The sequence below is a fragment of the Lactobacillus huangpiensis genome, from assembly GCF_019972815.1.
Lineage (GTDB): Bacteria > Bacillota > Bacilli > Lactobacillales > Lactobacillaceae > Lactobacillus > Lactobacillus huangpiensis.
Genome location: NZ_BPPA01000001.1, coordinates 16,677 through 41,026, shown reverse-complemented (window position 1 = coordinate 41,026; position 24,350 = coordinate 16,677). Strand labels below are relative to the sequence as shown.

The window sequence follows — 24,350 nt, the reverse complement described above, 5'->3', positions numbered from 1 at the left end:
CTTGATATTGATTAGTGGTTATGCTACCGGCTTTGCCAGCACTATATAAGCCCTTAATTGCCGAGCTATCTGGCTTTAAAACCTCAGCTTTTTCGTTTCTGCGTGGACCTCCCTGAGTGTTTAAAGCTGCAGGCTGCAACTTAATTGCGTATATTTGCCTATCATCAAGAGGAGTCATTGTCTCGCCATTTCTGCTAAATGAATAATCCTTACCTAATTTTGCAAGTTCGTTAAAGTCCTTAACTGTGTTGCTAAAAATGGTTGAATCAAAATTAAGTTTTGCTGCAAGTTCACTAATAGAGGAGGCTGCAATTGCCTTATTTAAAGCAGATTGTAATGCATTATCCTGTATTTTTTCCAATTTGGCTTTTTGCTTTTGATCAAAAATAATCCAAGATTGTGTAGTCAAATATGGGTGTCTGCCAAAACCATGAATAAACAGATAGCCGGCTTTAGAATGCTGGTCTTCTGCAAAGTAACGTGTACCATCATTACCTACAACAAAAATGCTGCCTGTGTATAGTTCCGACCAAGTGTATGCTAAAATGCCACGCTGGCCATTTGCAACTGCATAAGTCAAACCGTGATATAAGCCACCGCCATTGATATGACTTGCTTGATCAGATGCTAGAAAGATCGCTACATCGGCCACTTCTTTTGGAGTAGCGTAACGATTGTCAAGATAAGCGGCTGCGTATTTCTTATATGCTTCTTCATGAGTAAGATTAGGAAAAGCCATTTTCTCAATTCTCTTCATCATATCTGTGTCAATAGCTCCAGGTGATACTGCATTAACATTTATGCCATGGGGACCAAGTTCTAACGCGACGCTTTTAACTAGACCAAGCGTTGCATGCTTAGAAGAGCAATATTGCGACATTGCTGGTGCTCCAACCATTGAGCCATCAGAAGCTAATACAACGATATGTCCTGAATTTTGTTTAATCATTTGTGGTGCTGCATATTTCATACAATACATGACTCCAAAGACATTAACTGCAAAAGTATGCTCAAAATTTTCATAAGTTTGTTTTTCAATTGGCAAGGATTTGCCTTCATCACCAGCATTTGGTACTAAAATATCTAAACTACCATAATGCTTAATTGTTTTTGAAATGAACTATTTAACCTGATCTTCTTTGGTCACGTCAACTATTGACGTTAATAAATGATCTGAATCAATATCTAAAGTAGGCAAAAATCTATCTAATTTTTCTTGACTAGTTGAAGAAATGGAAAGTTTTGCCCCTTCTTTTGCAAACTCTTTTACCAGTGATTGACCAACTCCACCGGTTGCTCCCGTAATTACAACAACTTTATTCTTTAAACCAAAATCCATAATTATCTACTTCCTTTCGCAAAAAGCCAAAAGTAGCGCTTACAGTATTAATTATATGGAATTAATTCTATAATAGAAATCTTTTATGGTAAATAAGGAAAATTGATTATGGATATTAATAAACTGAAAATTTTCGTAAATTTGGTAGAAACTGAAAATTTCACACGAACTGCCCAGAACTTAAATCTCACTCAGCCAAGTGTTAGTTATATTATTAAGTCGATAGAAGATGAAACAGGTCAAAAATTGTTTGTACGAAATAAACGACATGTAGTACCAACAAAAAATGGTCTTATTTTTTATAATCAAGTTAAGCCATTAATAAATAAGTATTATTTAGCCCTTCAAAGTATAAGATCTAATGAAGAAAAAGAAGCAGATATTATTAATATTGGCTGTACAGTAACTCCTTATAATCTAAATAATATCCCAAAATGGATAAAAAAATTTAATATACAATTTCCTAAAACCAAATTTAATATAACGATTTTAGATCATAATAAGTTAAAACAATATTTGGAAAATGAAAATATTGACTTGTTTTTGACAAGCAAAGGGGGGATGCATCAGATCTTAAAAATATACGATTTTACCCTTTACTTAAAGATAAATTTTTTGCCATTGTGCCATATAGTAATTCTCTGTCCAATAAATCTGAGCTTTCTATTACAGACTTTACTAAGCAGAATCTGATTTTTGTTGATAATGACTTAACCGGAATTGAAATGATTAATTTACAGAATAAAATTATTAATGCAAATGCAAACCTAAATGTAACATTTACAAATGATTTGGCTGGTGCTCTGATTTTAGTTAGTGCTTTACAAGGAATAACAATAGGTTTGAAATTTATTTATACAGATTTTGATGAACAACTAAGAAAAGTGCCATTGGCCTTAAGTCCAACTATTAGCTATGGGGCTGTCGTTAAAAAAATAATAAAAGGCAGGTGGTAAAACAATTTATTGATTTCCTGCAAAATGAATTATAGAAAAATCCTCCAATATTATATTGGAGGATTTAATAATTTATGCTTGCATTGAAGCTCCAGAATCAGCATCTGTAGCTTTTTTATTCTCGTCAAGTACTAATTTTTGACCTGTTTGCTTTAAGTACCAATTAATGATTGGCAGTAAATCAACAATCCATTCAGTAACACCAGTATATTGGTCATTTTTATCAGTCATATTTTTAAAGGAAGCAACCATGTACTCATCAGCACTTGGCTTGATAAGCTTATAGGTTTTACCAGTCTTGGCGTAATCCATTATTTCTTGAACATGAGGCATTGAAGTTTTTTTGTGAACTTCTGATAAAGTTTGTCCCAATTTTTCTGGCCACCGTGGTGAAAGCAGCATTTTTTTAGGAATTTCGTTATTGCAATATACATAGCGATCATCTTTGTCAATAGTAATCAATTCAAGTGGCAGGCAGTTGAGCAGCGCATCTAATTGATCAACTGTTAGCAGCCCTTGGTCCAATTCTACATAATCTGAACCTTTAGCAGCCTTAACTTTTGTAGCAGTTTCTGTAATCCATGAACTTGTAGCTTCTTCTGTATGTTTAACCATTTTAATCTCCTTATTTGTTGTATAGGCCGTTTACAAAAATAGTATATTTTATTTATACTTATAAGTGAAATTAATATCAGTTATTAATAATAGAAATAGATTATAAGAGATACATATGGATATTAAAAAATTAGTTACTTTTGTTAATTTAGTAGAAACAAAAAATTTCACTAAAACGGCTAAAGCAATTCATGCTACGCAACCAACCGTTACACATGATATAAATGCTATTGAAGATGAGATCGGTGTTAAGCTGTTTAACCGCAATAAGCGCTACGTTAATGTGACGAAAAATGGTAAAGACTTTTATCATAAAATTAGGCCATTAATTAATAGCTATTATTCTGCGGTGCAGGATATTCAAGAAAAAGATAAAGAAGAAAGCTTAAAAATAAATTTTGGCTATTCATATAATCCGTTTAATGATAAATATATTCCCCTGTGGATAAAACAATTTCAGATAAACTTTCCACAAGTTAAATTTGAATTGGTAAATTTAAACCGCAACGAATTAAAACAGCAATTAGTATCTAATGATTTGGATATTATGTTGACAACCGGGTTAGAAGCAACAGACTTAAGTAATATTAAAATTTATCCAATAGAATCAGAGCCTTTTAAATTAATTGTTCCTCAAAATAACCCTTTAAGTAAAAAAACAAAGGTCAAGCTGACTGATTTACAAAATGAAAGACTGTTATTTTTAGATAACAGATGGGCAGCACAAGATATTATTAATCTTCAAAACAAAATTATTCATTTAAATAAAAATCTAACCATTACTTATGCGGATGAAATATCTTCTTTAAATGTATTGCTTAAGGCAAAACAAGGCTTGGGATTAGGTCTCTATTGTATTTATCCTGAACTTGATAGCAGCTTGATTTATGTTCCTCTTGATTGGGAGCCGCAAGTTGATTTAGTAGCCATTACGCAGGAAAATAACGCAAAAAGAATTGTTTATCAGTTTATCAAGTTTGTTCAAGATTTTACCTTTGACTTTGATTGATCCTGCTAATGTTATTATGCGGTCTTTTTAGCAAGTTTTTTAGGACATTAAATAATAAAACTATGAAATTTAATTGACCGATATATTAAAATAACATATAATTTTCATAATTTATCGTACAGTGAAGGCTAAGAGTAAACTGACTATTGCTGCTAGACTAAAAATCTATTTAAAATGAAAATTATCTGAGCTTTGATTCTTAGCTAAACTTGGGTTACATCTTTTAGGCGATAAGTTTAATCTATTTCAAAAATGTTAGGTAATATTCACGGAGATTTCTATGAAAAAAAAGTTTTATGCGCTCTACAAGGTTTTCCTTATTAATGCTTTTAGCAACAAAATTGCATTAATGTTTAACATTGTCTTTCCAGTTATATATTTTGCTATATCTAATGCTCCGGTCTTGATTAATAATTATACTGTCAGTAAGGATAAACTAATTAGCGCAAGTGCTTACTATTTTGCCTATATTGCCTTAACAACTACTCTAAATTCAGTGATTCTGGCAATGGTTGAGTATCGTGATTATGGTTATTATAAAGTTATTTACATGGTGACCAATTCAAAGTATCTAGTATTGATTAGTCAATTTTTATCGCAGTGGACGTTTTTAATAATAGAATTATTCCTTTTTAACTTAATCACCACACTAATGTTTAAATCCTTTGCTTATCTGGGCTATTTACTATTGACCACAATAATAGCTGCGATTGTGTTTGTTTTGCCTCTAACTATGGGCTTATATTTTTTACTTACAGTGAAATTAAGGTTGCAAACTTACAATATTGTGATTACGTTAATTATTTTGCTCTCTTTCATGGTGTCAGCTTTTGAAGCAAAAAACGAAATATTAAATTTATTATTGCTATGTACGCCTGTTAAATACCTAATGACGGGGTATGAAGTAATAATGCAAATGATGTTTTCTAGAGTAAATTGGGCAAATCTTATTAATTTATTGTTCGTTATTCTAATTTATGTCCTATTTGGAATGATTTTTATTGCAAAACAAAATATTTCTATAATTTTTGAAAAAAAATAGTTGGAAGGTGACAATATGGAAATTAGACATTTGAACTTCTCTTATAAAAAGAAAGAAATCTTTGCCGATTTTAACGCAAAATTTATTGCCGATCAGTTAAATGTGATCATTGGTAGTAATGGTGCTGGTAAAACGACTTTACTTAACCTAATTTATGGCTTTATTGATCGTCCTGCTGCAGCTATGATTGATTTTCCTTCTATGTCTAATATTATTTATAAATTTCAAAACATGTCTTTCTTTGATGAACTGACAGTAAAACAAGTAATAAATTTTTTTAAATCGATGAATGATCATACTGTTGCAGTCACTAATGCACAAGTTCGTTTTTATAATGAGATCATAAAAGAATTAATAAATACTAAACTAAGGACTTTATCCGGTGGTGAATATCAATGTGTTATGGTTTATTGTACTAGCATAATGGAACGGGAATTATATTTGTTCGATGAACCTCTTAGTGGAATTGACAGTTATATTGAAAATTTGATTTTAGACTTAGTTGAATCTTTAGTTGTTGAAAAAAAGAAAAAAGTAATTATGACTTTGCACCAGTTGGCTAAATTAAATTCTTTGCAGGCGCACATTGTATTCGTTGGCAACAAAAAGTGTGTTTTTGAAGGTAATCTTAGCCAAATGCTGCAGGCGGCAGATACAGATGATATTGATATTGCATTTAAGAGAATGCGTCAGGCAGTATCTTGTTAAATTAAGAGTGACTATACTTTTAATTTATAAGAGATATAAAATTGATTGAGCTAAACCAACTATTTTGGTTAGGTTTGCTTGGCGTATCAAGCAGAAGCGTATTACTTATATATAAAATGAGGTGACTTAAATAGTATTTTAAAGTCACCTCATTTTTTTAGTCAAATTAATAATAGTGCTACATGAGCAATTCATCTTAAATTCTGATGGTAATTTTTCGACTGTAGTATTTTTTAAATTGTTTTTATAGCAAAAGAAGTCATTCTTTTAGCTATATTAACAAAGCCAGCGATTCATAAGGCTGTAAAGCCAAAGTCTTTGGTACTGCGCTTAAATTTCTGTCATAGTTGCTAATTAAAGTTTGCGTTTTTTGTCCTTGATAAGAACCGGGTAAATCGTACGTCACTTTTTGCCCATAAAAATTATTTATTACTAGTAAGGTTTGTCCCTGATAAAGTCTGCAATAAGCAAAAATTTGCGGGTGATCCAAATCAATGGGTTCATAGCTTCCCTTAGCGATAATGGGATAATGTTTTCTCAAGTAAATCAGCTTTTGATAATAGGGGAAAATTTCACCATGATCAAGTTCAGCCGCAACGTTAATTTGTTCTTGATCTTTTGGCTTTAGCCACGGAGTTCCAGTAGTAAAGCCTGCGTTAACGGTGCTATCCCAATGCATTGGCGTTCTGCTATTATCGCGAGACTTTGCCTGAATAATTGCCAGAGCTTTGGCGTCACTTAAGCCCTCCTTTTTAAGTTCATCATAAGCATTGAGTGTTTCGACATCGACATAATCCGTGATTTTTTGGTAATTAGGATTGATCATGCCAATTTCTTCGCCCTGATAAATATAAGGGGTACCGCGTAATAAGTGCATTGCGGTAGCCAGCATTTCAGCTGATTTTTCCCGAAAATGAATAGGATCGCCAAAACGACTCAGCGCCCAAGGCTGATCATGATTATTCCAAAACAGAGCATTCCAGCCACCACCTTGACTCATTCCAATCTGCCATTTATTAAGAGCACTTTTTAAAGCGGAAAAGTCAAAGGGTATATTGGTCCATTTCTGACCATTTTGATAATCAACTTTTAGGTGATGAAATGTGAAAACCATTGATAGTTCGTGATTACCTTTTTTAGTATAAGCAACAGAATTAGCAACAGTTGTTGAGGACATTTCTCCCACAGTAATCGTATCTGGCTCCTGACCAAACGTTTTTTGATTTAATTCTTTTAGGTATTGATGCACTATCGGCTGGTCTGTATACATTAATTTGCTGGCAGTATTTTTAGGCGCATCAGTGAGTTTTTCGTCTTTACCAATAACATTAATCACGTCAAAGCGAAAACCTTTAACTCCTTTGTCACGCCAAAAATTAACAACCTTAAATAATTCTTTTCTAACTGCAGGATTATGCCAGTCGAGATCAGCTTGAGTTTTGTCATATAAATGAAGGTAATACTTGCCGGTCTTTCCAAATGGGGCCCAGGCTGGTCCGCCAAACTTAGATGTCCAATTGTTAGGTAAGCTGCCATCTGGCTTAGGTTCTCTGATGTAAAAAAATTTTTGATAATATTCGTCTCCGGCCAACGCCTTTTTGAACCAAATGTGATCGGTGGAACAATGATTTAAAACCATGTCAAGCATCACATCAATGTGGTTTTGAGCAAGCTTTGTGACTAATTCTTCAAAATCGGCCATTGTGCCAAATAATGGATCAATTTCGTAATAATTTGCAATGTCATAGCCACTATCATTTTGTGGAGATACAAAAAAGGGATTAAACCAGATCATGTCGATATTTAGTTTTTTTAAGTAGGGTATTTTTGCGATAATTCCTCTTAAATCCCCGATGCCGTCACCATTACTGTCGTAAAAAGATTTAGGATAAATTTGATAAATCACTTTATCTGCCAAACTCATAATATAAGTCCTCCATTTTTAACTTTTCTGTGGGCGAAGTCTACAAATTTGAATTTATCAGGTCGGTGTTGAGAAATAGTGTACTGAAAAAAAGAAGTATCCTTTAAATAAGTTAAACTACGGACTACTACCACTAAGTTAGTATCGGTAAGATGCAACTGCTCCATTACATCTTTACTTGCCGGTTCTACGGTAATAGTTTTACTTGCATAATCGATTTCAAGTCCTAAATCATGTTCAAAATAGTGGTATAAGGAACTTTTAGCCTGTTCAAGTGATATGTCAGGTACATATTTTTTTAAAATATAATCTTCGTCAACCACTATTGGCTCATGATTGATTGATCTTAAACGGGCTACGTAGGTTGCGGCAGTTTCTGTTAAGGATAAATGCTTACGGATTATAAAAGGCATCTGTGCATCTTTTAATTCCAATATTTTAGTTGCAGCATTCATTTGCTTTTGCTTGTTCAGTTCATCAAAAGATTCGATGTTAGAAATCGGAAAGGCAATTCGAGCTGCGTTAATAACTACTGAGCCCTTTCCTTTTATTTTTTGAATTATACCGGCATCCAAGAGCTCGTTTAAAGCTTTTCTAATTGTTTCACGTGAAACGTTATAAAGCTCTGACAGAGCAGGCTCACTTGGTAAAAAATCACCGGCAACATATTGCTTGTGCTTTATTTTATTTGTTAGATCCGCTGCTATTTGTAAATATTTAGCTCTCATTATTAGTTATCCACCTTTTAACATTAATCATACCACCTTACATTTATTTTTAACCTGTCTAGACCGATAAAAAATAAAAAAATATTTATTACAACACCATAATAATCAATTTATTGACACCTGTCTATACAAGAACTATAATTTTAAGGAAAGCGTTATCAATATATATGACGACCTTTTATGTTGTAATTTTCTGGAGGCTAAAATATGAGTAGTACGATTAAAATACTGGCACCTGTTGCTGGTCAGGTCATTAATCTCAGTGATGTTAATGATCCGGTTTTTTCCCAGAAAAAATTAGGTGAAGGCTTTGCTGTTAAACCTAGTTCTGGGAAAATAGTTTCACCAGTAACGGGTAAGGTGGTAATGGTTGCTGAAACTAAACATGCACTCGGCTTGCAAACAGCAGAGGGTGTGGAAGTGATGATTCACCTGGGTATAGATACCGTTGAACTTGATGGCAAACCATTTGACTGGCAAGTAGCATCAGGATCAGAAGTAAAAGCAGGCCAACAATTGGGGACAATGGATCTGCAGGAGATTAAAGATGCCCAAAAAGACGATACAGTGATCTTGGCAATCACTAATACCGCTGATGTTTTAGCTGGTATCGATGTTGCTCTTGGCACCAAGTCTGCTGGTGAATCTGCTGCCACTATCACATTGAAGCAAACCAAGACTTCACCTGTAGCTAGTAAAGATGAAAATAAATATCAAACTACAGCACGTGAAATTGTTAAGGCAGTTGGTGGTGCTGGCAATGTTAAAAACGTTATGCACTGCTTTACCAGATTACGATTTACTTTGAAGGATAATAGTATTCCGCATGATGACGAAGTTAATAATATTAAAGGTGTTATTGATGTTACCCGTGCTAATAACCAATACCAAATAGTTATTGGTCAAACAGTAGAAGATGTTTATGATGAACTAATTAAGCTGCTCGGGCCTGAATATGCCGGACAAGGGGAGACTACACCAGCTGCTCCAGTTCCAGAGGCTGACCAATCTATTGGTGGCAAGATTAAAAATGGCTTCTTTCAGTTAATAGGTGTAATTACCGGCTCTATGATGCCAGTAATTGGTTTGCTGGCCGCCAGTGGTATGTTAAAAGGTATTCTTAACATTTTAACTAACTTTTGCCACATGTCTACGGCTTCGCCAACTTACACAATTATCAATGCAATGGGGGATGCGTCGTTTTACTTCTTGCCTTTAATTGTTGGATTTACTGCAGCTCAAAGATTAGGCTCTAATCCAGTAGTTGTTTCTATTATTGGCGGCTTTCTGATCTACCCTGATTTAGTAAAAATTTATGCCAGCGGTAAATTCAGTTACTTCCTGGCTGGTGTAGGTATTAATGCCAACTTCTTCGGTATTCCAATTCATATTCCACAATATACTTATTCGATTTTCCCAATGATTTTTGCGGCTTGGATGGCTGCTAAAATTGAACCATGGATTAAGAAGTGGATGCCAGTCACATTAAGACAAATTTTTACTCCTCTAGTAGAAATCTTTTTAGTAGGGATGACAGTCTTAATTATCGTAGGCCCAGTAATTTCATTTATTTCTACGGGAATTGCTAAAGTATTGCAATGGCTGTTAACTGTCAACACTGCACTTTCCGGTTTAATCATCGGTGGTCTTTACCAGATACTGGTTATCTTCGGACTGCACTGGGCAGTAGTTCCAATTATTGCGAATGATATTGCTGCAACAGGACACAGTATTTTAAACGGTATTGTTTCAGTAACTATGATTGCACAGGGTGCTGGTGCACTTGCTGTCTGGTTTAAGACCAAGCATAATCCTGACCTAAAGGGATTATCTTTAAGTGCTGCTATTTCTGCAGCTGTAGGTATTACTGAGCCGGCAATGTATGGTGTTAACTTAAAGTACGGTCGTGTATTTATGACTTCCAGTCTTGGTGCTGCCATTGGCGGATTGGTAAACGGACTACTTAAAGTTGATATGTATGGCTTTACTGGCAGTTTGATTGGATTCCCATCCTTTGTTCCTAAAGCCGGACAAGGCAATCCTAATAACCTGCTGAACTTCTGGATTGCTTCTATTGTGACTATTGTTGCTGCATTTGCTTTGACTTACTTCTTTGGTTATAAGGAGAATGATGCTGATAGTCCTAAGACTGCACCCAAGAAAAAGAATTTAGCTGATTTATAATATGTGGGGTTGTTTAATAGATTAATTTTTAAAAAATATTGAATTATATAAAAGGGTTCTAAAACTAATAGTGATTAGTCAAGAGCCCTTTTATAATGTATTTTTGAAACTATAATAAAGCGGTTGAATCTGAAGAGGAATGTAGATATTAATGAAATAAAACTTTTAAATGATAGGTAACATAGACACTGTTCAATTGAATAATTGTAGTGTCTATTTCACCAATTAAACATAGAAAAAATGATGGCAACAAAAGGAATCTTTTAGTCTCCTTTGTTATTACATAAAAATCACTCGATTAATAAGTTTATTTTCTAAAAACTTATTAAATTAGGTTTATAATATGAAATTATTTTTTTTCAAGATCTTCATCCACAACTTTTTGCATGTGGTTTCGTAAGTCGTAAGTGACTATACGACTACCTTTGTGCAAAACGCGTTTGTAATCTTCATAAAGATCTTTAGGAACTCGTATGGTAACGCTGCGCATGACCTTTTTGGTTTGTGCCATAATTATCACCCCCTCTTTAATTTTACAGATTTGAAATTATTTTTTTTCAAGATCTTTATTAACGACTTTTTGCATATAGTTCAGTAAGTCGTAAGTGACTATACGACTATCTTTGTGCAAAACGCGTTTGTAATCTTCGTAAAGACTTGTAGGCACTTTTATGAGGATACAAGTCTTTACTTTTTTATTTTTTTTCATAATTGTCACCTCCCTTCTTACTTCTTAATTGTACATCATTTTATTTATTTGTAAAGTTATATAAATATTTGTAATGCTATAAAGATATGAAAGTAGATCTATTAGAGATATTGAAGAGAAAAAGAGCTACTTCTGATATAGACTCTAAAATTAGGAAACTCTGTTGGTTGCTAACTAAGTATTAACTTCCTATATTCAATTTGGTGTTAGTCCCTTTAGTTTGATCTTACTTTTTTATAGCGTGTAATTTTTTAAACTTAAGAGGTGTTGAATGTTGTCAAAAATATTCCTAATGGCTTAGAAAAGTAATTCAGATCCCAATCTAGAATTGTGCTAGAGGCATTGAAGAATATAGTTACGAACGATAGTACAGCAATTATTGCTGCTTTTAGTCTGATTAAATTAAAAAAGTATTGCTTTTACATGAATGCATATAGTAAAATCTGCTTATGTTATTATTAGAATAAAGGAGGGAGCTATGCTAAAAGTAGAACATTTAAGTAAAAAGTTTGATACTTTTCCAGCGCTTCAAGATGTTAACTTTACCATTCAGCCTGGTGAAATTATGGGTTTGATTGGTCAAAATGGTGCAGGGAAAACCACCACTTTTCACAGTATTTTAAATTTTCTTCATTACGACGGAAAAATTTCCTGGGAAGATCAGCCCATTACTGAAAAAACTTTTGATACGATAGGCTATTTGCCGGAAGAACGCAGTTTACTACCCAAAATGACTATTGAGCAGCAAATTGTTTATTTGGCGGAGCTAAAAAGCCGCCCTGCAAAAGAGATAAAACCGCAAATTGATGACTGGCTGAAACGCTTTGATGTGCAGGGTAAGAAAAGTGACAAAATAAAAACACTTTCGAAGGGTAATCAGCAGAAAGTGCAGTTAATTTGTACTTTAATTCATCAGCCCCATTTAATTATTTTGGATGAGCCCTTTAGTGGTTTGGATCCGGTAAATGCAGATTTGCTTAAAAACGCAGTTTTAGATGCTAAAAAGAATAATGCAGCAATTATCTTTTCCAGTCACGATATGTCAAATGTCGAAGAAATCTGCGATAGTTTGATCATGTTGAAAAAGGGACAAGTTGTTTTAAGTGGTACAGTTGACGCTGTTCGTGACTCATTTGGTAAAACAGAAATTTACTGCAAAACTACTAAGTCGCTTGCAGAATTGCAGCAGCTCCCTCACGTTAAAAAAGTGGAAAAGAAAGCGCATGGCCAATATCTTTTGCGAATTGAAAATGAAAATAGTGGTCCGGAAGTCTTTGACGCATTGACAAATGGCGAATATGTTGAAGAGTTCCGGCAACAACCACCAACACTTGACGAAATATTTAGAATGGAAGCTGGTGAACAACATGAATAAATTATGGACCGTAACGCTGCAAACTTATTGGCATCAAGTTAAGTCTTGGTCTTTTCTGCTTTTGATTCTGGGTCCATTTTTCATAATTGGTTGTGGTGCTTTAGGAGGAGCTGTCGGTGCTAGTTCTGATCCAGACAGTCAGATTGCAGTTATCAGTTCCAATGAGCAAGTTCGCCAAAACTTTATTAAAAATAATGATAAATATGTTGATGCTAAAATTAAAACCGCTGAATCTGCTAAAAAGGCTGTCAAAAAAGAAAAGATTGATGGCTACTTGGTATTTGAAACGCAAAAAAAGCAGGTTAAGGCCATTTATCATGGAGCGTCACCTATTGATGATGAATTGAAACCCAAAGTAAAAAGCTATTTACAAGTCTTGCAGAGTCAGCTTAATTTGCAACAGGCGCAATTAGCGCCACGTCAGTTTAAAGCCTTACAGCAACAGCCAAAATATCGCGAAGTACTCCAGAAAAATCATCAGAGAGATAAATTGGTTAAAATGGTGTCTTTAATTATTGTGATTATGGTCGTTTATATGGTTTTGATGTCCTACAGTAGTATTACAGCTCAAGAAATAGCCTCTGAAAAGGGCACGAAGATTATGGAAATCATTTTTTCCAGTACAACTGCTGCAAAATATTTTTTAGGCAAAATTTTGGGTATTTTCGGCGTAATTTTTACTCAGCTCATCATTTATATTGTTGGCGGCTGGGCAACTTACCGTTGGGCATTGCATTCAAAAATTACGGCTTCTTTTATGCATAACAATCAAGTAGTAATAAATAAAATTTTGGGCAATTTGTTAAATGTCAATCTCATTTTTCTGATTCTTGGTGTAATTATTTATACGATATTAGCAGCCTTTTCAGGAGCTTTAGTAGCTAAGCCGGAAGATTCTTCAAAAGCTGCTCAAGGTACTACAATGCTTTCCCTCATTGCATTTTTCCTGTCATTTGCGCTTATTACTAACCCAGAACAAATTCTGCCACAAGTATTATCTTACGTACCTTTCTTTTCCTCATTCATGATGCCAATTCGTATAATTAATGGCCACGTTGGTAATATGGAAGTTACTTTGTCGCTGGTAATTTTAATAGTAAGTATTGTTGCTTTAACAGTATACATTAGTAAAATTTATCAAGGCGTAATTTTACAAACAGAAGATACCAGTTTTTGGAAGAGACTAAAACGAGGGCTGGCATATAGTAAAGCATAAGTAATAAAAAAGGCTAGGACGAAAAAATCCTAGTCTTTTTATGTGAAACTAAACTGCTCTTAATTGGTTAGTCCAGCTATAATTTGTTTTTTAATCAAGCCGTAATCGGTAGTAGTGTCTCCTTGGAAGTTAAAGAAGTCTGTTTGTAAGGCAAAGGCTCCTATAGGTCCAATAATTATTCTAATTATTTCAATTGGAGTTAAGCTCGAGTCAATTTCAGAAAATTTTAGTTTCCAACTGTTGAACACATTAATAAAATCAGTTTCCTTACTGATTAGATCTTTAAAATATTGCAGTAATTTGGGGTCAGTCAGTATTTCTTGTAAAAGCAACTTGATAAAATCAAAGTTGGCTTTAATAAATTCAAGTCGGTCTTTGACAATAAAAGTGACCAATGCGTCCAAAGTTTGATATTGGGAAAGACTGCCAATAAAGTCTTGCTGTAATTCAATAAATAAGGGACTGAGTAGTTTTTTAAGCAAATCATCTTTTGATTGGAAATATTTGTAAATTGTGGCTTCGCTTACTCCAGCCGCTTTTGCGATTTTAGAGGTGGTAGTAGCATGAAAGCCTTGATTTGAAAATAAATCAAGTGCTGCTAACAATACCTTCTTTTTCCCGGCTGGAATTTTTTCATTGTTTAGTTCTTTTTCATATGCGGAAATAACTTGGACCAAAAATATCACCTTTTTCTGCTTTTAGCTTAATTATACTTTGCGGTACCGTTTTAAGCCAACAATGTTTAATGCTACTAAGACAACTATAAATATTAATAAAGCTAGCATATCGCCAGCAAATGATTCAAATCCGCGGCCGTAAAGTATTACTTGATTTAATGCGTCTCCCGCATAAGTTAGTGGCAGTATTTTACCCAGGTAAGATACCCAGTTCGCCATTGAATCGAGGGGAATAATACCTGAGAAGAATATTTGTGGCACAACTACAAGTGGGATGAACTGCATCATTTGAAATTCTGATTCTGCAATGGTTGATAGCAAGAAACCGAAAGCTAAAGCAACCATTGCTACTAGAATACTAATTAAAATTACCCACAACACATTGCCTGCTACTTCAATATTTAATAACCAGATTGTGACACCAATAATGATTATTGATTGAATGACAGCAACTATGCCATAACTAATCATATAACCATAGATGATCTCACTTCTTTTAACGGGAGTGGCCAATAATCTGTCCAAAGTGCCTGTGGTTCTTTCTTTTAACAATGCCATTCCTGAAATAAGAAAAACAAACAGGAAGATAAAGAAGGCAACTAAGATGGGCTCAATCTTATTAAAAAAGCCTGTATCACTGTTACCGTAGTAATATTTATTGATAATCTTAGCTTTTTTTGCCTTCTTTTGTTTAGGTTTCTTTTGCGCACTTGGTTTGGTCGGTACTTGCATACCATTTTTTTGCGCTACAATAGCTAATTGTTTAGATAATTTAACTAATTGTTTTTGACTCCGAGTTAGTGCAGATTTCATTTTAGTAATTGACTGCCCCGTAATTGCAGCTTTCAAAGCTTGTTTGGTCAGAGCAGTTTTGCTCGAATCCGTATTAGCATAATCTACATAGTATTTATTGTGGTGGTAATAGATCACACCGTCGATTTTATTTTGTTTTAGTTTCTTTCTTGCTTGAGTTCTGTCGGTATATTTTTTTATGGAAACGTGATCCACTTTGTCTAAGTTTTTGTTTACTTGATGAGGGACATCAACCACCGCCAGCTTAGCACTGGTTGATGAATTGGAAGCAAACATTACATTCATCAACCACAAGACTAAAATTGGTGCCAGAAAAATCATTGCTAAAGTTCTTTTATCACGAAAAAGTTCTTTTAAAACTTTTTTGACAATTGCTGTTACTCTCATTATTTTTCTCCTTCCTTCTGTTCTGCTTTTAAAAAGACATCTTCAATAGTTGGTACGCCATAATTCTGTTCAAGAACTTGCGGATGATCAAAAGCAATAATTTCACCATGAAGAAGCAAGGCGACGCGGTCAGTTTTTTCAGCCTCATCCATAACATGAGTGGTGATTAATACGCTGCAACCTTGACTGCGTAAATTATTTAATTCATGCCAGATTTTTCTACGTAAAGCGGGATCAATTCCGACAGTGGGCTCATCTAGAACAAGTAATTTAGGATAAGAAAGTAGGGCAATTGCTAGCGACAGGCGGCGCATCATGCCTCCGGAATACTCTTTAACATATTTATCTAATGCATCTGTTAAATCAACCACTTCAGCGACATATTCAATTTGTTCTGCTATATCTTTCTTAGCAACACCCTTCATTTCACCAAAAAATTCCAGGTTTTCTGCTCCTGTTAGTGAAGTATATAGGGCGTCTGATTGCGCCATGTAGCCAATTTCACCTAAAATTTTTCTATTCGGCATCTGCTTTCCTAAAACTAAGGCAGATCCCGAGTCCGCCTTTTCCATACCTAAAGCTGTTTTAATTGTCGTAGTTTTTCCTGCACCAGAGGGACCAATTAAACCGATGATTTCGCCTTTTTTAAGTGTTAAATTAACATTGTTCAAAATGGTTTCTTTACCATATTTTTTAACTAAGTTATGAATTTCAATAAAATTGTTCATATTTCCTCCTAAAGTGAGTAATCACTCACAAAGAAATATTATAGTGAGTAGTTACTCACTTGTAAAGAACAATGAGTTAGAAAAATGAATTTTGGTCAATGTAGCAAAAGTATTTTTAAATAATTATGACTCACAGCTACTTTTTTGAATTTTTAACTTGGTGTATAATAAAATACTATTCAAACCAAATACTGTATTTTTATGATTAGTCATATGTGAACATCATTTGAATACATTTAAACTTTGTATGTCCAATGGCTGGATTTTAGTAACTAGACAACTCATAGTTATTGATAACAAATATTTCTCTGACTTTTTAATTGTGGCTGCAAAGACCAAGATATTAGTAATAGTTTTAGACTATGTTTTTCATATGGAGGAAGCATGATTATCAGTAATATTTGGTTGATTATTTTTGCCACTATTTCATCATTTTCCAGGGGAATAATATCAGTTATTGACCGTTATCAAATGGGGTATCGGAAGCAAAGCTCAATTGATGTGAACTTTTTAAATAATATTTGCAGCTCGGTTTTAGTGACTTTCTTCCTGATTTACGTCCTGCACAGTTTTCCTAGTCCCAGAATAACCAACAACTATATTATTAAAGTCCTTTTATATGCTTTTTTGGCGCAGATAGTTGCCTATGGTTACAGCTATGTGTTCAAAAAAGTTTCAATTATGCAGTCTGTGCTTTTGAGCAAGGTGACCGATCTTTTTATTCCTTGGGCCATCTTGCTGACTATGGGCTACTTTAGCAAATCCTCATATCTGGTTTCGATTATTTCCACTGTAATAGTAGTTATTTATATTGTTTTCGAGCAGCGTCATAATAATTTAAATTTGAAAAACCTGTTGACGACTTTTGCCGTAATTGCGCCCTTGTTGATTATTCAAGCAGCACTTTCACCGTTATTAACTAAAGGCCTAATCAAACCGATTGATCTGGTCTTTTTTACTATTATGACAATTTATGTGCGCTGTTTAATTACCTTAATTACTTTTATTTATAAAAACAGGACTCTCAAGATCAGCGCCGAAAATCTTAAAGGCAAGGTTTACCTGATTTATGGTTCCCGAGCAGTTCTAACGCTTTTAGCGCAAGTAACTTATACTTTGGCAACATCTTCTCCCAATTCAAGCATTGCCTGGATCTTTTTAAATATGACCTCTTTATACAGCGTCATCTTTGGCGATATTTTCCTTAAAGAAAAGATGAAATTCGCAGATATTTTGGTAATTGTGGCCATTTTTATCTTGGCTTTATTTTCAAAGTAACTGCAAGAGCTTGGAAAATTGGAAGTGAAGTGCTAAAATAGCGAAATGACTTGGAAACGTCGGATCAAGGTGATTGCTGGTTTTATTTAGGGATGAAACCTGCGTTTTAATTAAACCCGTCAATCCTTTATTTCAGCTTGTTAATGAACGTGTGGATGAAGATGCGTGGGGCGATTTAATTGTTGCGCTATTGCTGTTAATAATTGTGGATATGCAATTGCATAATCCTTGGTACATCACGATCATGTTTATTTTTATTTTATTTTTTACTTCGCTCATCTTTTTGGGATTGGCCATATTAGGTAACATAGTTTCGCTTTTGTCTAATGGCTTAGGCGACTTGGCAGAAACAACGTTTGACTTTTTTGACATGAGTAAATATCCCTTAGCGATCTATTCATCGGTTTTAAAGATAATTATGACTTTTATCTTGCCAATCGGCTGGGTTGCTTCAATTCCACAAGAAAAAATTGCAGTTAAACATGAGTGGATATGGTTACTATTAATTCCTGGCGCCTGTGTATTCTTTTTTGTCATAATTTATCAGTTATGGCGAGTATTTTTACAAAAATACCAAAGTACTGGCAGTTAATATTAAAAAGCCCTGTAGCTATTGCTACAGGGCTTTTGTTTTAACGAGTAAAATTACGATCTTCTGGAGTAAGAGGGCCAACAACCCGGTGAGGCGTATATGCTTCTGCCAAATAATTTAAGTCTTCTTCAGCCAGTTCTAAATCAACTGCTGCAACAGAAGATTGTAAATGGTCAGGATTGGTGGCACCAACAATTGGAGCTGCTACCTGTGGTTGATGAAGCAACCAGGACAGGGCAACTTGGGCTTGGGGAACATGATATTTTTCTGCTACTTCGCCTACTCTGCGGATAATTGGCATATCTTTTTCTTTATCAGCGTCATACTTTTCTCTAGCAGGTTGATCTGTCCGAAATCTTAAAGTATCTGCACTCCATTGTCTGGTTAACCGACCCGAAGCTAAGGGACTATATGGCGTTAAGGCAATATTTTGGTCTTCACAGTAGGGAATCAATTCTCGTTCATCTTCCCGATATAATAAATTGTAGTGATTTTGCATTGAAACAAATTTAGTCCAATTATGTTTTTCAGCAATATTTTGGGCTTTTTCCAATTGCCAGGCAAACATTGCGGAAGCACCGATATATCTTACTTTTCCCGCTTTGACTAAGTCATGCAAAGCTTCCATCGTTTCTTCAATTGGAGTTTGATAATCCCAGCGGTGAATAATATATAAGTCAATGTAGTCCATATCCAAACGCTCTAGGCTCTGGTCAATTTGCGTCATAATTGCCTTGCGCGAAAGACCATGTTGATTAGGTTCATTAGTTGGGGTATAGAATACTTTAGTTGCAACTACTACTTGGTCACGGTGAGCTAATTTTTTAAGTGCAGCTCCAAGATAGCGCTCACTGTCACCATGAGAATAAATATTTGCAGTATCAAAAAAATTAATACCTAATTCCAAAGCTTTGGCAACAACTTTTTCACTTTTTTGGGCATCAATTGCCCAGGGAAACATTCCGGATTCTGGACGACCAAATCCCATTGTACCAAGACAAATTCGTGAGACATCCAGCCCCGTATGACCCAGTTTTGTATATTTCATTTGTTACTCTTTGCCTTTCATTTGTTCTGCTGCTTGATGAATAACTTGTATGCTGTTAATAACAAAAGGAAAGCCAATATAGGGCAGTAATTGAATTGTTGACCAAATCAGTTCACTTTCACTGTTGCCGGCTTTCAGACTGCCACGCGCATGTGCTTTAATTTGAAAGTCTACATTCATAGTAATTAATGCCAGCAGCTCATAACGTTCTCTGTCACGGACATCTAATTCTTGGCGTTTGTAAAAGTCATTGAAGAAGTGCTCTGTTAAAGCATGCGGAATAAAACTGCCGGCTTCATCAGGCAAGTCATGCAATAATGTTTTTATTTCAGTACCATAAAGCTTTTCCTGTACTTTTGCACCATAATTTGGATCTGATTCAATCTGTGGGGAGTTTAATACTATCTTTCGTTGACTAAAAACAATTTGCACTTGCTCTAAAGCTTGTTCAACTTTTAGTGTTCCGATCACAGGAGCTAATTGAAATAGCATTTCTAATAAAACTTCTGGTTTTATTTTAGCATCCAAAATTTTTGTCACTTGGTCGGGAATAGCAACTGATACTCCTTGCACCGTGCTGGCGATTAATGGTATTAATACCCGATCTTTTTGTAAATGCTTTGCGCAATTACGTTCTACATCCGCTACATAGTTTTCAATCAAGTCCTGAAATTGATTGGCAATACGTTTATTCATCAAAACCCTCTTTTTATCTAGTTTAGTAAATCATAAGCTCGTTTAAAGCAGTTGTATAATACTTTTTATTCATTAACTGTAATAAATTTTTTGCATAAAATTTTATTTTTTATAAATTGATTCCTGCAATAATTTTAAAAATAGTTCTGCAACGGGTGATAAATTAACACCGTGTTTCCAAACTACTTTGATAGCTTGATGCAGCTCTGGCTGTAATTTTCTGAATGTAATGCCAGAGCCTTTAGATGTATCAGCTAATTTATCTAGAGTAAGCATTAATGCGGCATGATTTTTAACCATCAAGGTACCGTTAAAATTTAAATTATAGCTGCCAATAAAATTGACTGAATCATAGTAATTTCCTAGCCAGTTTTGAAAAAGGTGCATTTTTTGCGCTTGCTGCGAATTTAGCAGTGTCCTGCCTTGTAAGTCTGCTGGCCTGATCACTGTCTTTTTTACCAAAAGGTCATCATTGGGCATTAAAATTCCCCAAGTATCTTTTTCAGGCAGTGTTAGAGAAGCATAATTTCCTAAAGGAACATCTCCGATAATAACTGCAAAATCAACTGTCCCATTATTTAATTTGCGCTCGGCATAACTATAGTCACCGCTTAATAAGTGAATTTTCACGGAGGGATGTTCCTTGATAATGTTGCTGATCACATTTATTACTCGTTGCATACCGATGCTTTCACCCGCAGCAATGGTCAAATCGCCACTGACAAAAGAATCTTTTTCGATATTTCTTTTAGTTTTGGCAGTTAATTCCAATATCTCTTGTGCCTGTTCTAATAAGTAATGTCCTGCTGGAGTTAACGCTAAGCGCCGTGACTTACGGCTAAATAATTTAACGCCAAGTTCGTCTTCCAGATCAGCGATTTGTCTTGATAACGCTGGTTGAGAGATAAGCAGCTTTTTGGCAGCACGAGTCATATTGCCTTCTTGGGCAACAGCTACAAAATAATTCAAAACTCTTAATTCCATGTTATCCTTCCTGTCTTTAACTAAAAGACTTTAATGCAAGTAAGTTATAACTGTTCATGTTTAATAAGTATTTTACATAATAATAGATGTGATTAAAATTTTAAGTGTTAGGTAAAATAAGATAATTTTTATTTATACCAAAATTAGCGATCTAAGAATTTATATATAAAAAGCACCTATAATGTTATTATAGGCTACTTTTTAACGATATTAGGCTTAAAAACGAGTAAAATTGCTGCAATCAGCCTAATATATTTTTTTAGATAAGACTTAAACTTAGATCTAAGTTTAATTACCGGAAAGAAGAACAATAATGAAAATATCAGAAGTGGCTGAAAAAGTAGAATTAACCCCTGTAACACTCAGGTATTATGAAAAAATGGGTCTGATACCTGAAGTCAAAAAAGAGCACGGGGTTAGAAACTATGAGGAAAAAGATCTTACTTGGATTAGTTTTATTAAATGTATGCGTCAGGTAAAAATCCCAGTGAAAGATTTACTTGAATATACTGAATTATTGCATCAAGGCAGTGATACCAAGAAACCCAGACGGCAAATTTTAGTCAAGGAGTTGCATAGGTTAGAAAGACAAGATCAGAACATCCAAGCTACCATTGTTCGTTTAAAAAATAAGATTAGTTTGTACGACCAAGGCAAAATACAGTAAACTAGGTTGCTACTTACCATAAAAAATTGACTAATAAGCGATCAACTTGTGTATTTTCATGTAATTTACTGTGTTGAGCTTTAGATCCACGTATTTCTTTTTCCTGATATGAGCGAGCGCGTTTACCGACTAAGTAACGATAAGAACGAGCAGAGTTAACGGTAACGTCACCATCACTGCCAGACCCCATATCACCATAGATATTCAGGACGTCAGCATTTTGAGGAAATTTTTTTCTCAAATTTAAAAGTTCCCGATAGCCTACACTCATTTTTTGCGGTTTGCCAGCGCGATTTAAGACAGTTTTATTTGGTGCCCCTTGTTCTCCAATATAACCGTTATAATGGCCGGCAATTGAAACCTGTTTATTTAGGTGAGGCATGTGCGAATTAGTGGCATTATTGTGTAAGTAATATGCAATTTGTAGATTGCCCATCGAATGTCCTACTAAGTTAATTTGCTTAAAGTGATACCTTTTTTGCAGTGCAATGATCACGTCTTTAATATAATTGCTGCTTTTGTTCATGGCAGCAATTTGATTCTTTGTTCCAGCAAAAATGCTCTTATTATTTTGGAGGTTGACTTCAACTATCGGGTTCTTGGCCCGTTTTTTTATTGTCCCTATTAAGGTGACTTTACCTGTAGAGCTAACGTCGGCACGAATAACAGAATTAGTAGCATGATGTTCTTGCGCATAAGCCACCATACTTTCTTCAGCGTGGTAACTGCTGCCCCAGCCATGTACAAAAAGTGTTGGCGTATCGATGCGAATGCTGGCACCATTTTCTTTTTGGTAATTATTTTTTAAAAAGTAAATTCCTAATAGCAGTATGACTATTATTAATGTACTAAAAAGAATGGCCTTACGTTTTCTAGTCATTATTAATCAGCTCCTAAAGAATCATTAGTTGCAATTATAAAATTTGCTGCACATCCGCCACAATTTGCTCAGTAGTTAAATGATTTTGGCGGTAAATTTCTGCTACTGGAGTTTGGTCAGTATAAACGCGGTTTTGGCCGTAATTAAGTACTTTAACTTTGGTTTTACCAAGGTAGGATGCCACTTTTTGCCCAAAACCGCCATCTAGAGAATTATCTTCAAGAGTAACAATTACTTGGTGATTAGCTGACAACTGGTCCAGTGCTTGTTTGTCCAAAATATTGGCAGAGAGTGGATTGACTAAGGTAGCTCCTAATTTAGTTGCCACGTCTTTACCTAATTGATAAAAATCTCCTAGCGCTAAAACTGCCACATCTTTACCTGGTTTAACTTGATACTTAATTTCTGAATAATCAGTCGCTACTGTTTGTTCGTCTGAGTCTGGTACATTGGCCGGCATTTTAATAGCAACGGGGTGTTTTCTTTGGTTAATTGCCCACTTAATCATTGCTTTTTCTTCTTCTAACGTAGTGGGAGCCAGGTAAATCCAATTAGGCAAGTTAGAAATCATTACTTGATCAAAGATTCCCAAGTGAGTTTTTGATTGATTAGAAATTCTCCCTCCCGCAACTAACATTACAACTGGCAGGTCATTGGCAGCTGTATCGTGAGAGAGTTGGTCAAAAGCACGCTGTAGGAAAGTAGAATTTTCCATTAAAACTGGAATGCCACCTTCTTTAGCAAAACCAGTGGCGAAAGCAACAGATTCTTGTTCAGCAATACCAACGTCAGTGTAATGATCTGGAAATTCGTTTTTAAAATCATCAAGGTCAAAGACACCCGGGATGGCGGCATCTATGGCCATTATATTCTTTCCTGCTTTAATCTCATTTTTAATCACATCAAGAGCAACTGAATTGGGAGTAGAACCCTGACTTTCTGGAGCAAGTGGCTGATCATCTTGCAAATTAAAGGGTGATACCCAGTGGTGAGCTTCTTCATCAAGAACTGCGGGCTTATAGCCTTTGCCTTTAAGAGTATTAATGTGTAATAAAATTGGATGATCAATATCTTTGACCGCTTTAAAAGCGGCAATCATATCAGTCAGGTTATTACCGTCTGCGACATAGCGGTAATCAAAGCCCATAGCTGTAAACGGATTTTCAGCAGTCTGGCCATTTGTGTCTCGTAATTTTTTCAAAGCAGTTACTAAGCCGCCAACATTTTCATCAATTGACCACTGATTATCATTAACTACGACTACCAAGTTATGCTTTTCAATTGCGGCATTGTTTAAACCTTCAAAGGCCAGTCCGCCAGTCATGGAACCATCACCAATTAAAGCCATAATGTTTTCATGGTTGCCCATTAAGTCTCGCGCTTTAGCCATTCCTGTTGCTAGAGCAATAGATGTTGAAGTGTGACCGATTGAGTAATAATCATAAGGACTTTCATCAGGGTTGGTATATGGGGTAACGTCTTCATAGTGGTCAGGATCAAGCCAAGCCTGTGCCCGTCCTGTTAACATTTTATGTGGGTAGGTTTGGTGCGAAACGTCCCAAATAATTTTATCTTGTGGAGCATTAAACACGTAATGATAGGCAATTGTAGCCTCCACAATCCCTAAATCGGGACCAAGGTGTCCGCCTTCAGCTGCATCTTTTTCTACAATTAAAGTTCTGATTTCTTGGGCTAATTTTTCCATTTCAGAGATACTTAATTTTTTTAAATCCTTAGGTCCGGCAATTTGGTTTAGTAAAAAATCTTCATGTTTGTTCATTATCAAGTGCCTCCT

24 protein-coding genes and 1 pseudogene are annotated in these 24,350 nt (G+C 34.9%); 11 read left to right on the top strand and 14 right to left on the bottom strand.

What is annotated here, in order from left to right; all coding sequences use genetic code 11:
* Positions 1–34: 34 nt before the first annotated feature.
* Positions 35–1,339, bottom strand: a pseudogene (locus LDM90_RS00200) (SDR family NAD(P)-dependent oxidoreductase); the annotation flags it as partial.
* 108 nt (positions 1,340–1,447) lie between these two features.
* On the opposite strand from LDM90_RS00200, the gene LDM90_RS00195 reads away from it, so the two are divergent.
* Both LDM90_RS00195 and LDM90_RS00190 read left to right on the top strand, forming a co-directional pair.
* Complete coding sequence (locus tag LDM90_RS00195) at positions 1,448–2,032, top strand: LysR family transcriptional regulator (protein WP_223896128.1); 585 nt, start codon at positions 1,448–1,450, stop codon at positions 2,030–2,032.
* A 32-nt stretch (positions 2,033–2,064) separates the two neighbouring features.
* The gene (locus LDM90_RS00190) at positions 2,065–2,295 is read left to right on the top strand and encodes a hypothetical protein (RefSeq protein ID WP_223896127.1); all 231 of its coding nucleotides are present in this window, start codon (positions 2,065–2,067) and stop codon (positions 2,293–2,295) included.
* A gap of 72 nt (positions 2,296–2,367) precedes the next feature.
* Here LDM90_RS00190 and LDM90_RS00185 read toward each other — a convergent pair whose 3' ends face one another.
* Positions 2,368–2,910 (bottom strand): PAS domain-containing protein, encoded by a 543-nt coding sequence (locus LDM90_RS00185; protein WP_198214065.1) that lies wholly within the window; start codon positions 2,908–2,910, stop codon positions 2,368–2,370.
* A gap of 115 nt (positions 2,911–3,025) precedes the next feature.
* On the opposite strand from LDM90_RS00185, the gene LDM90_RS00180 reads away from it, so the two are divergent.
* The 3 genes from LDM90_RS00180 to LDM90_RS00170 all read left to right on the top strand — a co-directional run bounded on the left by LDM90_RS00180 (position 3,026) and on the right by LDM90_RS00170 (position 5,669).
* Positions 3,026–3,919, top strand: coding sequence for a LysR family transcriptional regulator (locus tag LDM90_RS00180; protein ID WP_198214067.1), 894 nt, complete (start codon positions 3,026–3,028; stop codon positions 3,917–3,919).
* Positions 3,920–4,199: 280 nt separating this feature from the next.
* Positions 4,200–4,961, top strand: coding sequence for a hypothetical protein (locus tag LDM90_RS00175; RefSeq protein WP_223896126.1), 762 nt, complete (start codon positions 4,200–4,202; stop codon positions 4,959–4,961).
* A gap of 15 nt (positions 4,962–4,976) precedes the next feature.
* Positions 4,977–5,669, top strand: a complete 693-nt coding sequence (locus tag LDM90_RS00170; protein ID WP_198214071.1) for an ATP-binding cassette domain-containing protein — start codon at positions 4,977–4,979, stop codon at positions 5,667–5,669.
* 271 nt (positions 5,670–5,940) lie between these two features.
* Here LDM90_RS00170 and treC read toward each other — a convergent pair whose 3' ends face one another.
* The gene (gene treC, locus LDM90_RS00165; RefSeq protein ID WP_198214073.1) at positions 5,941–7,593 is read right to left on the bottom strand and encodes an alpha,alpha-phosphotrehalase; all 1,653 of its coding nucleotides are present in this window, start codon (positions 7,591–7,593) and stop codon (positions 5,941–5,943) included.
* Positions 7,590–8,321: a trehalose operon repressor gene (gene treR / locus LDM90_RS00160; RefSeq protein ID WP_198214075.1), complete on the bottom strand. Its 732-nt coding sequence runs from the start codon at positions 8,319–8,321 to the stop codon at positions 7,590–7,592. The genes treC and treR overlap by 4 nt, the downstream gene beginning before the upstream one ends.
* 207 nt (positions 8,322–8,528) lie before the next feature.
* Here treR and LDM90_RS00155 point away from each other — a divergent pair, with 207 nt between their 5' ends.
* Positions 8,529–10,505: a PTS sugar transporter subunit IIABC gene (locus tag LDM90_RS00155; protein ID WP_198214077.1), complete on the top strand. Its 1,977-nt coding sequence runs from the start codon at positions 8,529–8,531 to the stop codon at positions 10,503–10,505.
* A 349-nt stretch (positions 10,506–10,854) separates the two neighbouring features.
* Here LDM90_RS00155 and LDM90_RS00150 read toward each other — a convergent pair whose 3' ends face one another.
* Both LDM90_RS00150 and LDM90_RS00145 read right to left on the bottom strand, forming a co-directional pair.
* Positions 10,855–11,016, bottom strand: a complete 162-nt coding sequence (locus LDM90_RS00150) for a transcriptional regulator (RefSeq protein WP_223896125.1) — start codon at positions 11,014–11,016, stop codon at positions 10,855–10,857.
* A 36-nt stretch (positions 11,017–11,052) separates the two neighbouring features.
* Entirely contained in the window at positions 11,053–11,214 is a 162-nt protein-coding gene (locus LDM90_RS00145) for a transcriptional regulator (RefSeq protein ID WP_223896124.1), read from the bottom strand.
* A 478-nt stretch (positions 11,215–11,692) separates the two neighbouring features.
* Between LDM90_RS00145 and LDM90_RS00140 the strand changes: the two genes are divergently transcribed.
* Positions 11,693–12,589 (top strand): ABC transporter ATP-binding protein, encoded by an 897-nt coding sequence (locus LDM90_RS00140; RefSeq protein ID WP_223896123.1) that lies wholly within the window; start codon positions 11,693–11,695, stop codon positions 12,587–12,589.
* Positions 12,582–13,805: an ABC transporter permease gene (locus tag LDM90_RS00135; protein WP_198214083.1), complete on the top strand. Its 1,224-nt coding sequence runs from the start codon at positions 12,582–12,584 to the stop codon at positions 13,803–13,805. The genes LDM90_RS00140 and LDM90_RS00135 overlap by 8 nt, the downstream gene beginning before the upstream one ends.
* 59 nt (positions 13,806–13,864) lie before the next feature.
* Here the strand turns inward: LDM90_RS00135 and LDM90_RS00130 are convergent, their stop codons facing one another.
* The 3 genes from LDM90_RS00130 to LDM90_RS00120 are packed head-to-tail and all read right to left on the bottom strand — an operon-like array spanning position 13,865 to position 16,410.
* Entirely contained in the window at positions 13,865–14,482 is a 618-nt protein-coding gene (locus tag LDM90_RS00130) for a TetR/AcrR family transcriptional regulator (protein ID WP_198214085.1), read from the bottom strand.
* A 30-nt stretch (positions 14,483–14,512) separates the two neighbouring features.
* Complete coding sequence (locus LDM90_RS00125) at positions 14,513–15,682, bottom strand: ABC transporter permease (RefSeq protein WP_223896122.1); 1,170 nt, start codon at positions 15,680–15,682, stop codon at positions 14,513–14,515.
* Positions 15,682–16,410 (bottom strand): ABC transporter ATP-binding protein, encoded by a 729-nt coding sequence (locus LDM90_RS00120; protein WP_198214089.1) that lies wholly within the window; start codon positions 16,408–16,410, stop codon positions 15,682–15,684. Before LDM90_RS00120 ends, LDM90_RS00125 begins: the two co-directional genes overlap by 1 nt.
* 384 nt (positions 16,411–16,794) lie before the next feature.
* Here LDM90_RS00120 and LDM90_RS00115 point away from each other — a divergent pair, with 384 nt between their 5' ends.
* Both LDM90_RS00115 and LDM90_RS00110 read left to right on the top strand, forming a co-directional pair.
* A complete protein-coding gene (locus LDM90_RS00115; protein WP_187154035.1) occupies positions 16,795–17,688 on the top strand; it encodes an EamA family transporter in 894 nt (297 codons plus the stop codon).
* A gap of 73 nt (positions 17,689–17,761) precedes the next feature.
* Entirely contained in the window at positions 17,762–18,280 is a 519-nt protein-coding gene (locus LDM90_RS00110; protein WP_223896121.1) for an ABC-2 family transporter protein, read from the top strand.
* A 40-nt stretch (positions 18,281–18,320) separates the two neighbouring features.
* Here the strand turns inward: LDM90_RS00110 and LDM90_RS00105 are convergent, their stop codons facing one another.
* The 3 genes from LDM90_RS00105 to LDM90_RS00095 all read right to left on the bottom strand — a co-directional run bounded on the left by LDM90_RS00105 (position 18,321) and on the right by LDM90_RS00095 (position 21,008).
* Positions 18,321–19,328 (bottom strand): aldo/keto reductase, encoded by a 1,008-nt coding sequence (locus tag LDM90_RS00105; protein WP_223896120.1) that lies wholly within the window; start codon positions 19,326–19,328, stop codon positions 18,321–18,323.
* Positions 19,329–19,331: 3 nt separating this feature from the next.
* The gene (locus LDM90_RS00100) at positions 19,332–20,024 is read right to left on the bottom strand and encodes a carboxymuconolactone decarboxylase family protein (protein WP_223896119.1); all 693 of its coding nucleotides are present in this window, start codon (positions 20,022–20,024) and stop codon (positions 19,332–19,334) included.
* A 102-nt stretch (positions 20,025–20,126) separates the two neighbouring features.
* Positions 20,127–21,008, bottom strand: a complete 882-nt coding sequence (locus LDM90_RS00095) for a LysR family transcriptional regulator (RefSeq protein ID WP_034978707.1) — start codon at positions 21,006–21,008, stop codon at positions 20,127–20,129.
* A gap of 313 nt (positions 21,009–21,321) precedes the next feature.
* Between LDM90_RS00095 and LDM90_RS00090 the strand changes: the two genes are divergently transcribed.
* On the top strand, positions 21,322–21,675 hold the full coding sequence (locus LDM90_RS00090) for a MerR family transcriptional regulator (protein WP_223896118.1): 354 nt from the start codon (positions 21,322–21,324) through the stop codon (positions 21,673–21,675).
* A gap of 13 nt (positions 21,676–21,688) precedes the next feature.
* On the opposite strand, the gene LDM90_RS00085 is transcribed toward LDM90_RS00090, so the two are convergent.
* Together LDM90_RS00085 and LDM90_RS00080 are read right to left on the bottom strand one after the other, a co-directional pair.
* Positions 21,689–22,555, bottom strand: a complete 867-nt coding sequence (locus tag LDM90_RS00085) for an alpha/beta hydrolase (protein ID WP_223896117.1) — start codon at positions 22,553–22,555, stop codon at positions 21,689–21,691.
* A gap of 34 nt (positions 22,556–22,589) precedes the next feature.
* A complete protein-coding gene (locus tag LDM90_RS00080) occupies positions 22,590–24,335 on the bottom strand; it encodes a 1-deoxy-D-xylulose-5-phosphate synthase (RefSeq protein WP_223896116.1) in 1,746 nt (581 codons plus the stop codon).
* Positions 24,336–24,350 lie beyond the last annotated feature (15 nt).

Excerpts from the sequence above, each read along its gene's own strand:
- LDM90_RS00080 (WP_223896116.1), bottom strand. The coding sequence starts at position 24,335 with ATGAACAAACATGAAGATTTTTTACTAAACCAAATTGCCGGACCTAAG.
- LDM90_RS00185 (WP_198214065.1), bottom strand. The coding sequence starts at position 2,910 with ATGGTTAAACATACAGAAGAAGCTACAAGTTCATGGATTACAGAAACT.
- LDM90_RS00135 (WP_198214083.1), top strand. The coding sequence starts at position 12,582 with ATGAATAAATTATGGACCGTAACGCTGCAAACTTATTGGCATCAAGTT.
- LDM90_RS00175 (WP_223896126.1), top strand. The coding sequence starts at position 4,200 with ATGAAAAAAAAGTTTTATGCGCTCTACAAGGTTTTCCTTATTAATGCT.
- LDM90_RS00140 (WP_223896123.1), top strand. The coding sequence starts at position 11,693 with ATGCTAAAAGTAGAACATTTAAGTAAAAAGTTTGATACTTTTCCAGCG.
- LDM90_RS00115 (WP_187154035.1), top strand. The coding sequence starts at position 16,795 with ATGATTATCAGTAATATTTGGTTGATTATTTTTGCCACTATTTCATCA.
- LDM90_RS00180 (WP_198214067.1), top strand. The coding sequence starts at position 3,026 with ATGGATATTAAAAAATTAGTTACTTTTGTTAATTTAGTAGAAACAAAA.
- treC (WP_198214073.1), bottom strand. The coding sequence starts at position 7,593 with ATGAGTTTGGCAGATAAAGTGATTTATCAAATTTATCCTAAATCTTTT.
- LDM90_RS00085 (WP_223896117.1), bottom strand. The coding sequence starts at position 22,555 with ATGACTAGAAAACGTAAGGCCATTCTTTTTAGTACATTAATAATAGTC.
- LDM90_RS00090 (WP_223896118.1), top strand. The coding sequence starts at position 21,322 with ATGAAAATATCAGAAGTGGCTGAAAAAGTAGAATTAACCCCTGTAACA.
- LDM90_RS00150 (WP_223896125.1), bottom strand. The coding sequence starts at position 11,016 with ATGGCACAAACCAAAAAGGTCATGCGCAGCGTTACCATACGAGTTCCT.
- LDM90_RS00170 (WP_198214071.1), top strand. The coding sequence starts at position 4,977 with ATGGAAATTAGACATTTGAACTTCTCTTATAAAAAGAAAGAAATCTTT.
- LDM90_RS00095 (WP_034978707.1), bottom strand. The coding sequence starts at position 21,008 with ATGGAATTAAGAGTTTTGAATTATTTTGTAGCTGTTGCCCAAGAAGGC.
- treR (WP_198214075.1), bottom strand. The coding sequence starts at position 8,321 with ATGAGAGCTAAATATTTACAAATAGCAGCGGATCTAACAAATAAAATA.
- LDM90_RS00100 (WP_223896119.1), bottom strand. The coding sequence starts at position 20,024 with ATGAATAAACGTATTGCCAATCAATTTCAGGACTTGATTGAAAACTAT.
- LDM90_RS00120 (WP_198214089.1), bottom strand. The coding sequence starts at position 16,410 with ATGAACAATTTTATTGAAATTCATAACTTAGTTAAAAAATATGGTAAA.
- LDM90_RS00145 (WP_223896124.1), bottom strand. The coding sequence starts at position 11,214 with ATGAAAAAAAATAAAAAAGTAAAGACTTGTATCCTCATAAAAGTGCCT.
- LDM90_RS00190 (WP_223896127.1), top strand. The coding sequence starts at position 2,065 with ATGATTAATTTACAGAATAAAATTATTAATGCAAATGCAAACCTAAAT.
- LDM90_RS00125 (WP_223896122.1), bottom strand. The coding sequence starts at position 15,682 with ATGAGAGTAACAGCAATTGTCAAAAAAGTTTTAAAAGAACTTTTTCGT.
- LDM90_RS00195 (WP_223896128.1), top strand. The coding sequence starts at position 1,448 with ATGGATATTAATAAACTGAAAATTTTCGTAAATTTGGTAGAAACTGAA.
- LDM90_RS00155 (WP_198214077.1), top strand. The coding sequence starts at position 8,529 with ATGAGTAGTACGATTAAAATACTGGCACCTGTTGCTGGTCAGGTCATT.
- LDM90_RS00105 (WP_223896120.1), bottom strand. The coding sequence starts at position 19,328 with ATGAAATATACAAAACTGGGTCATACGGGGCTGGATGTCTCACGAATT.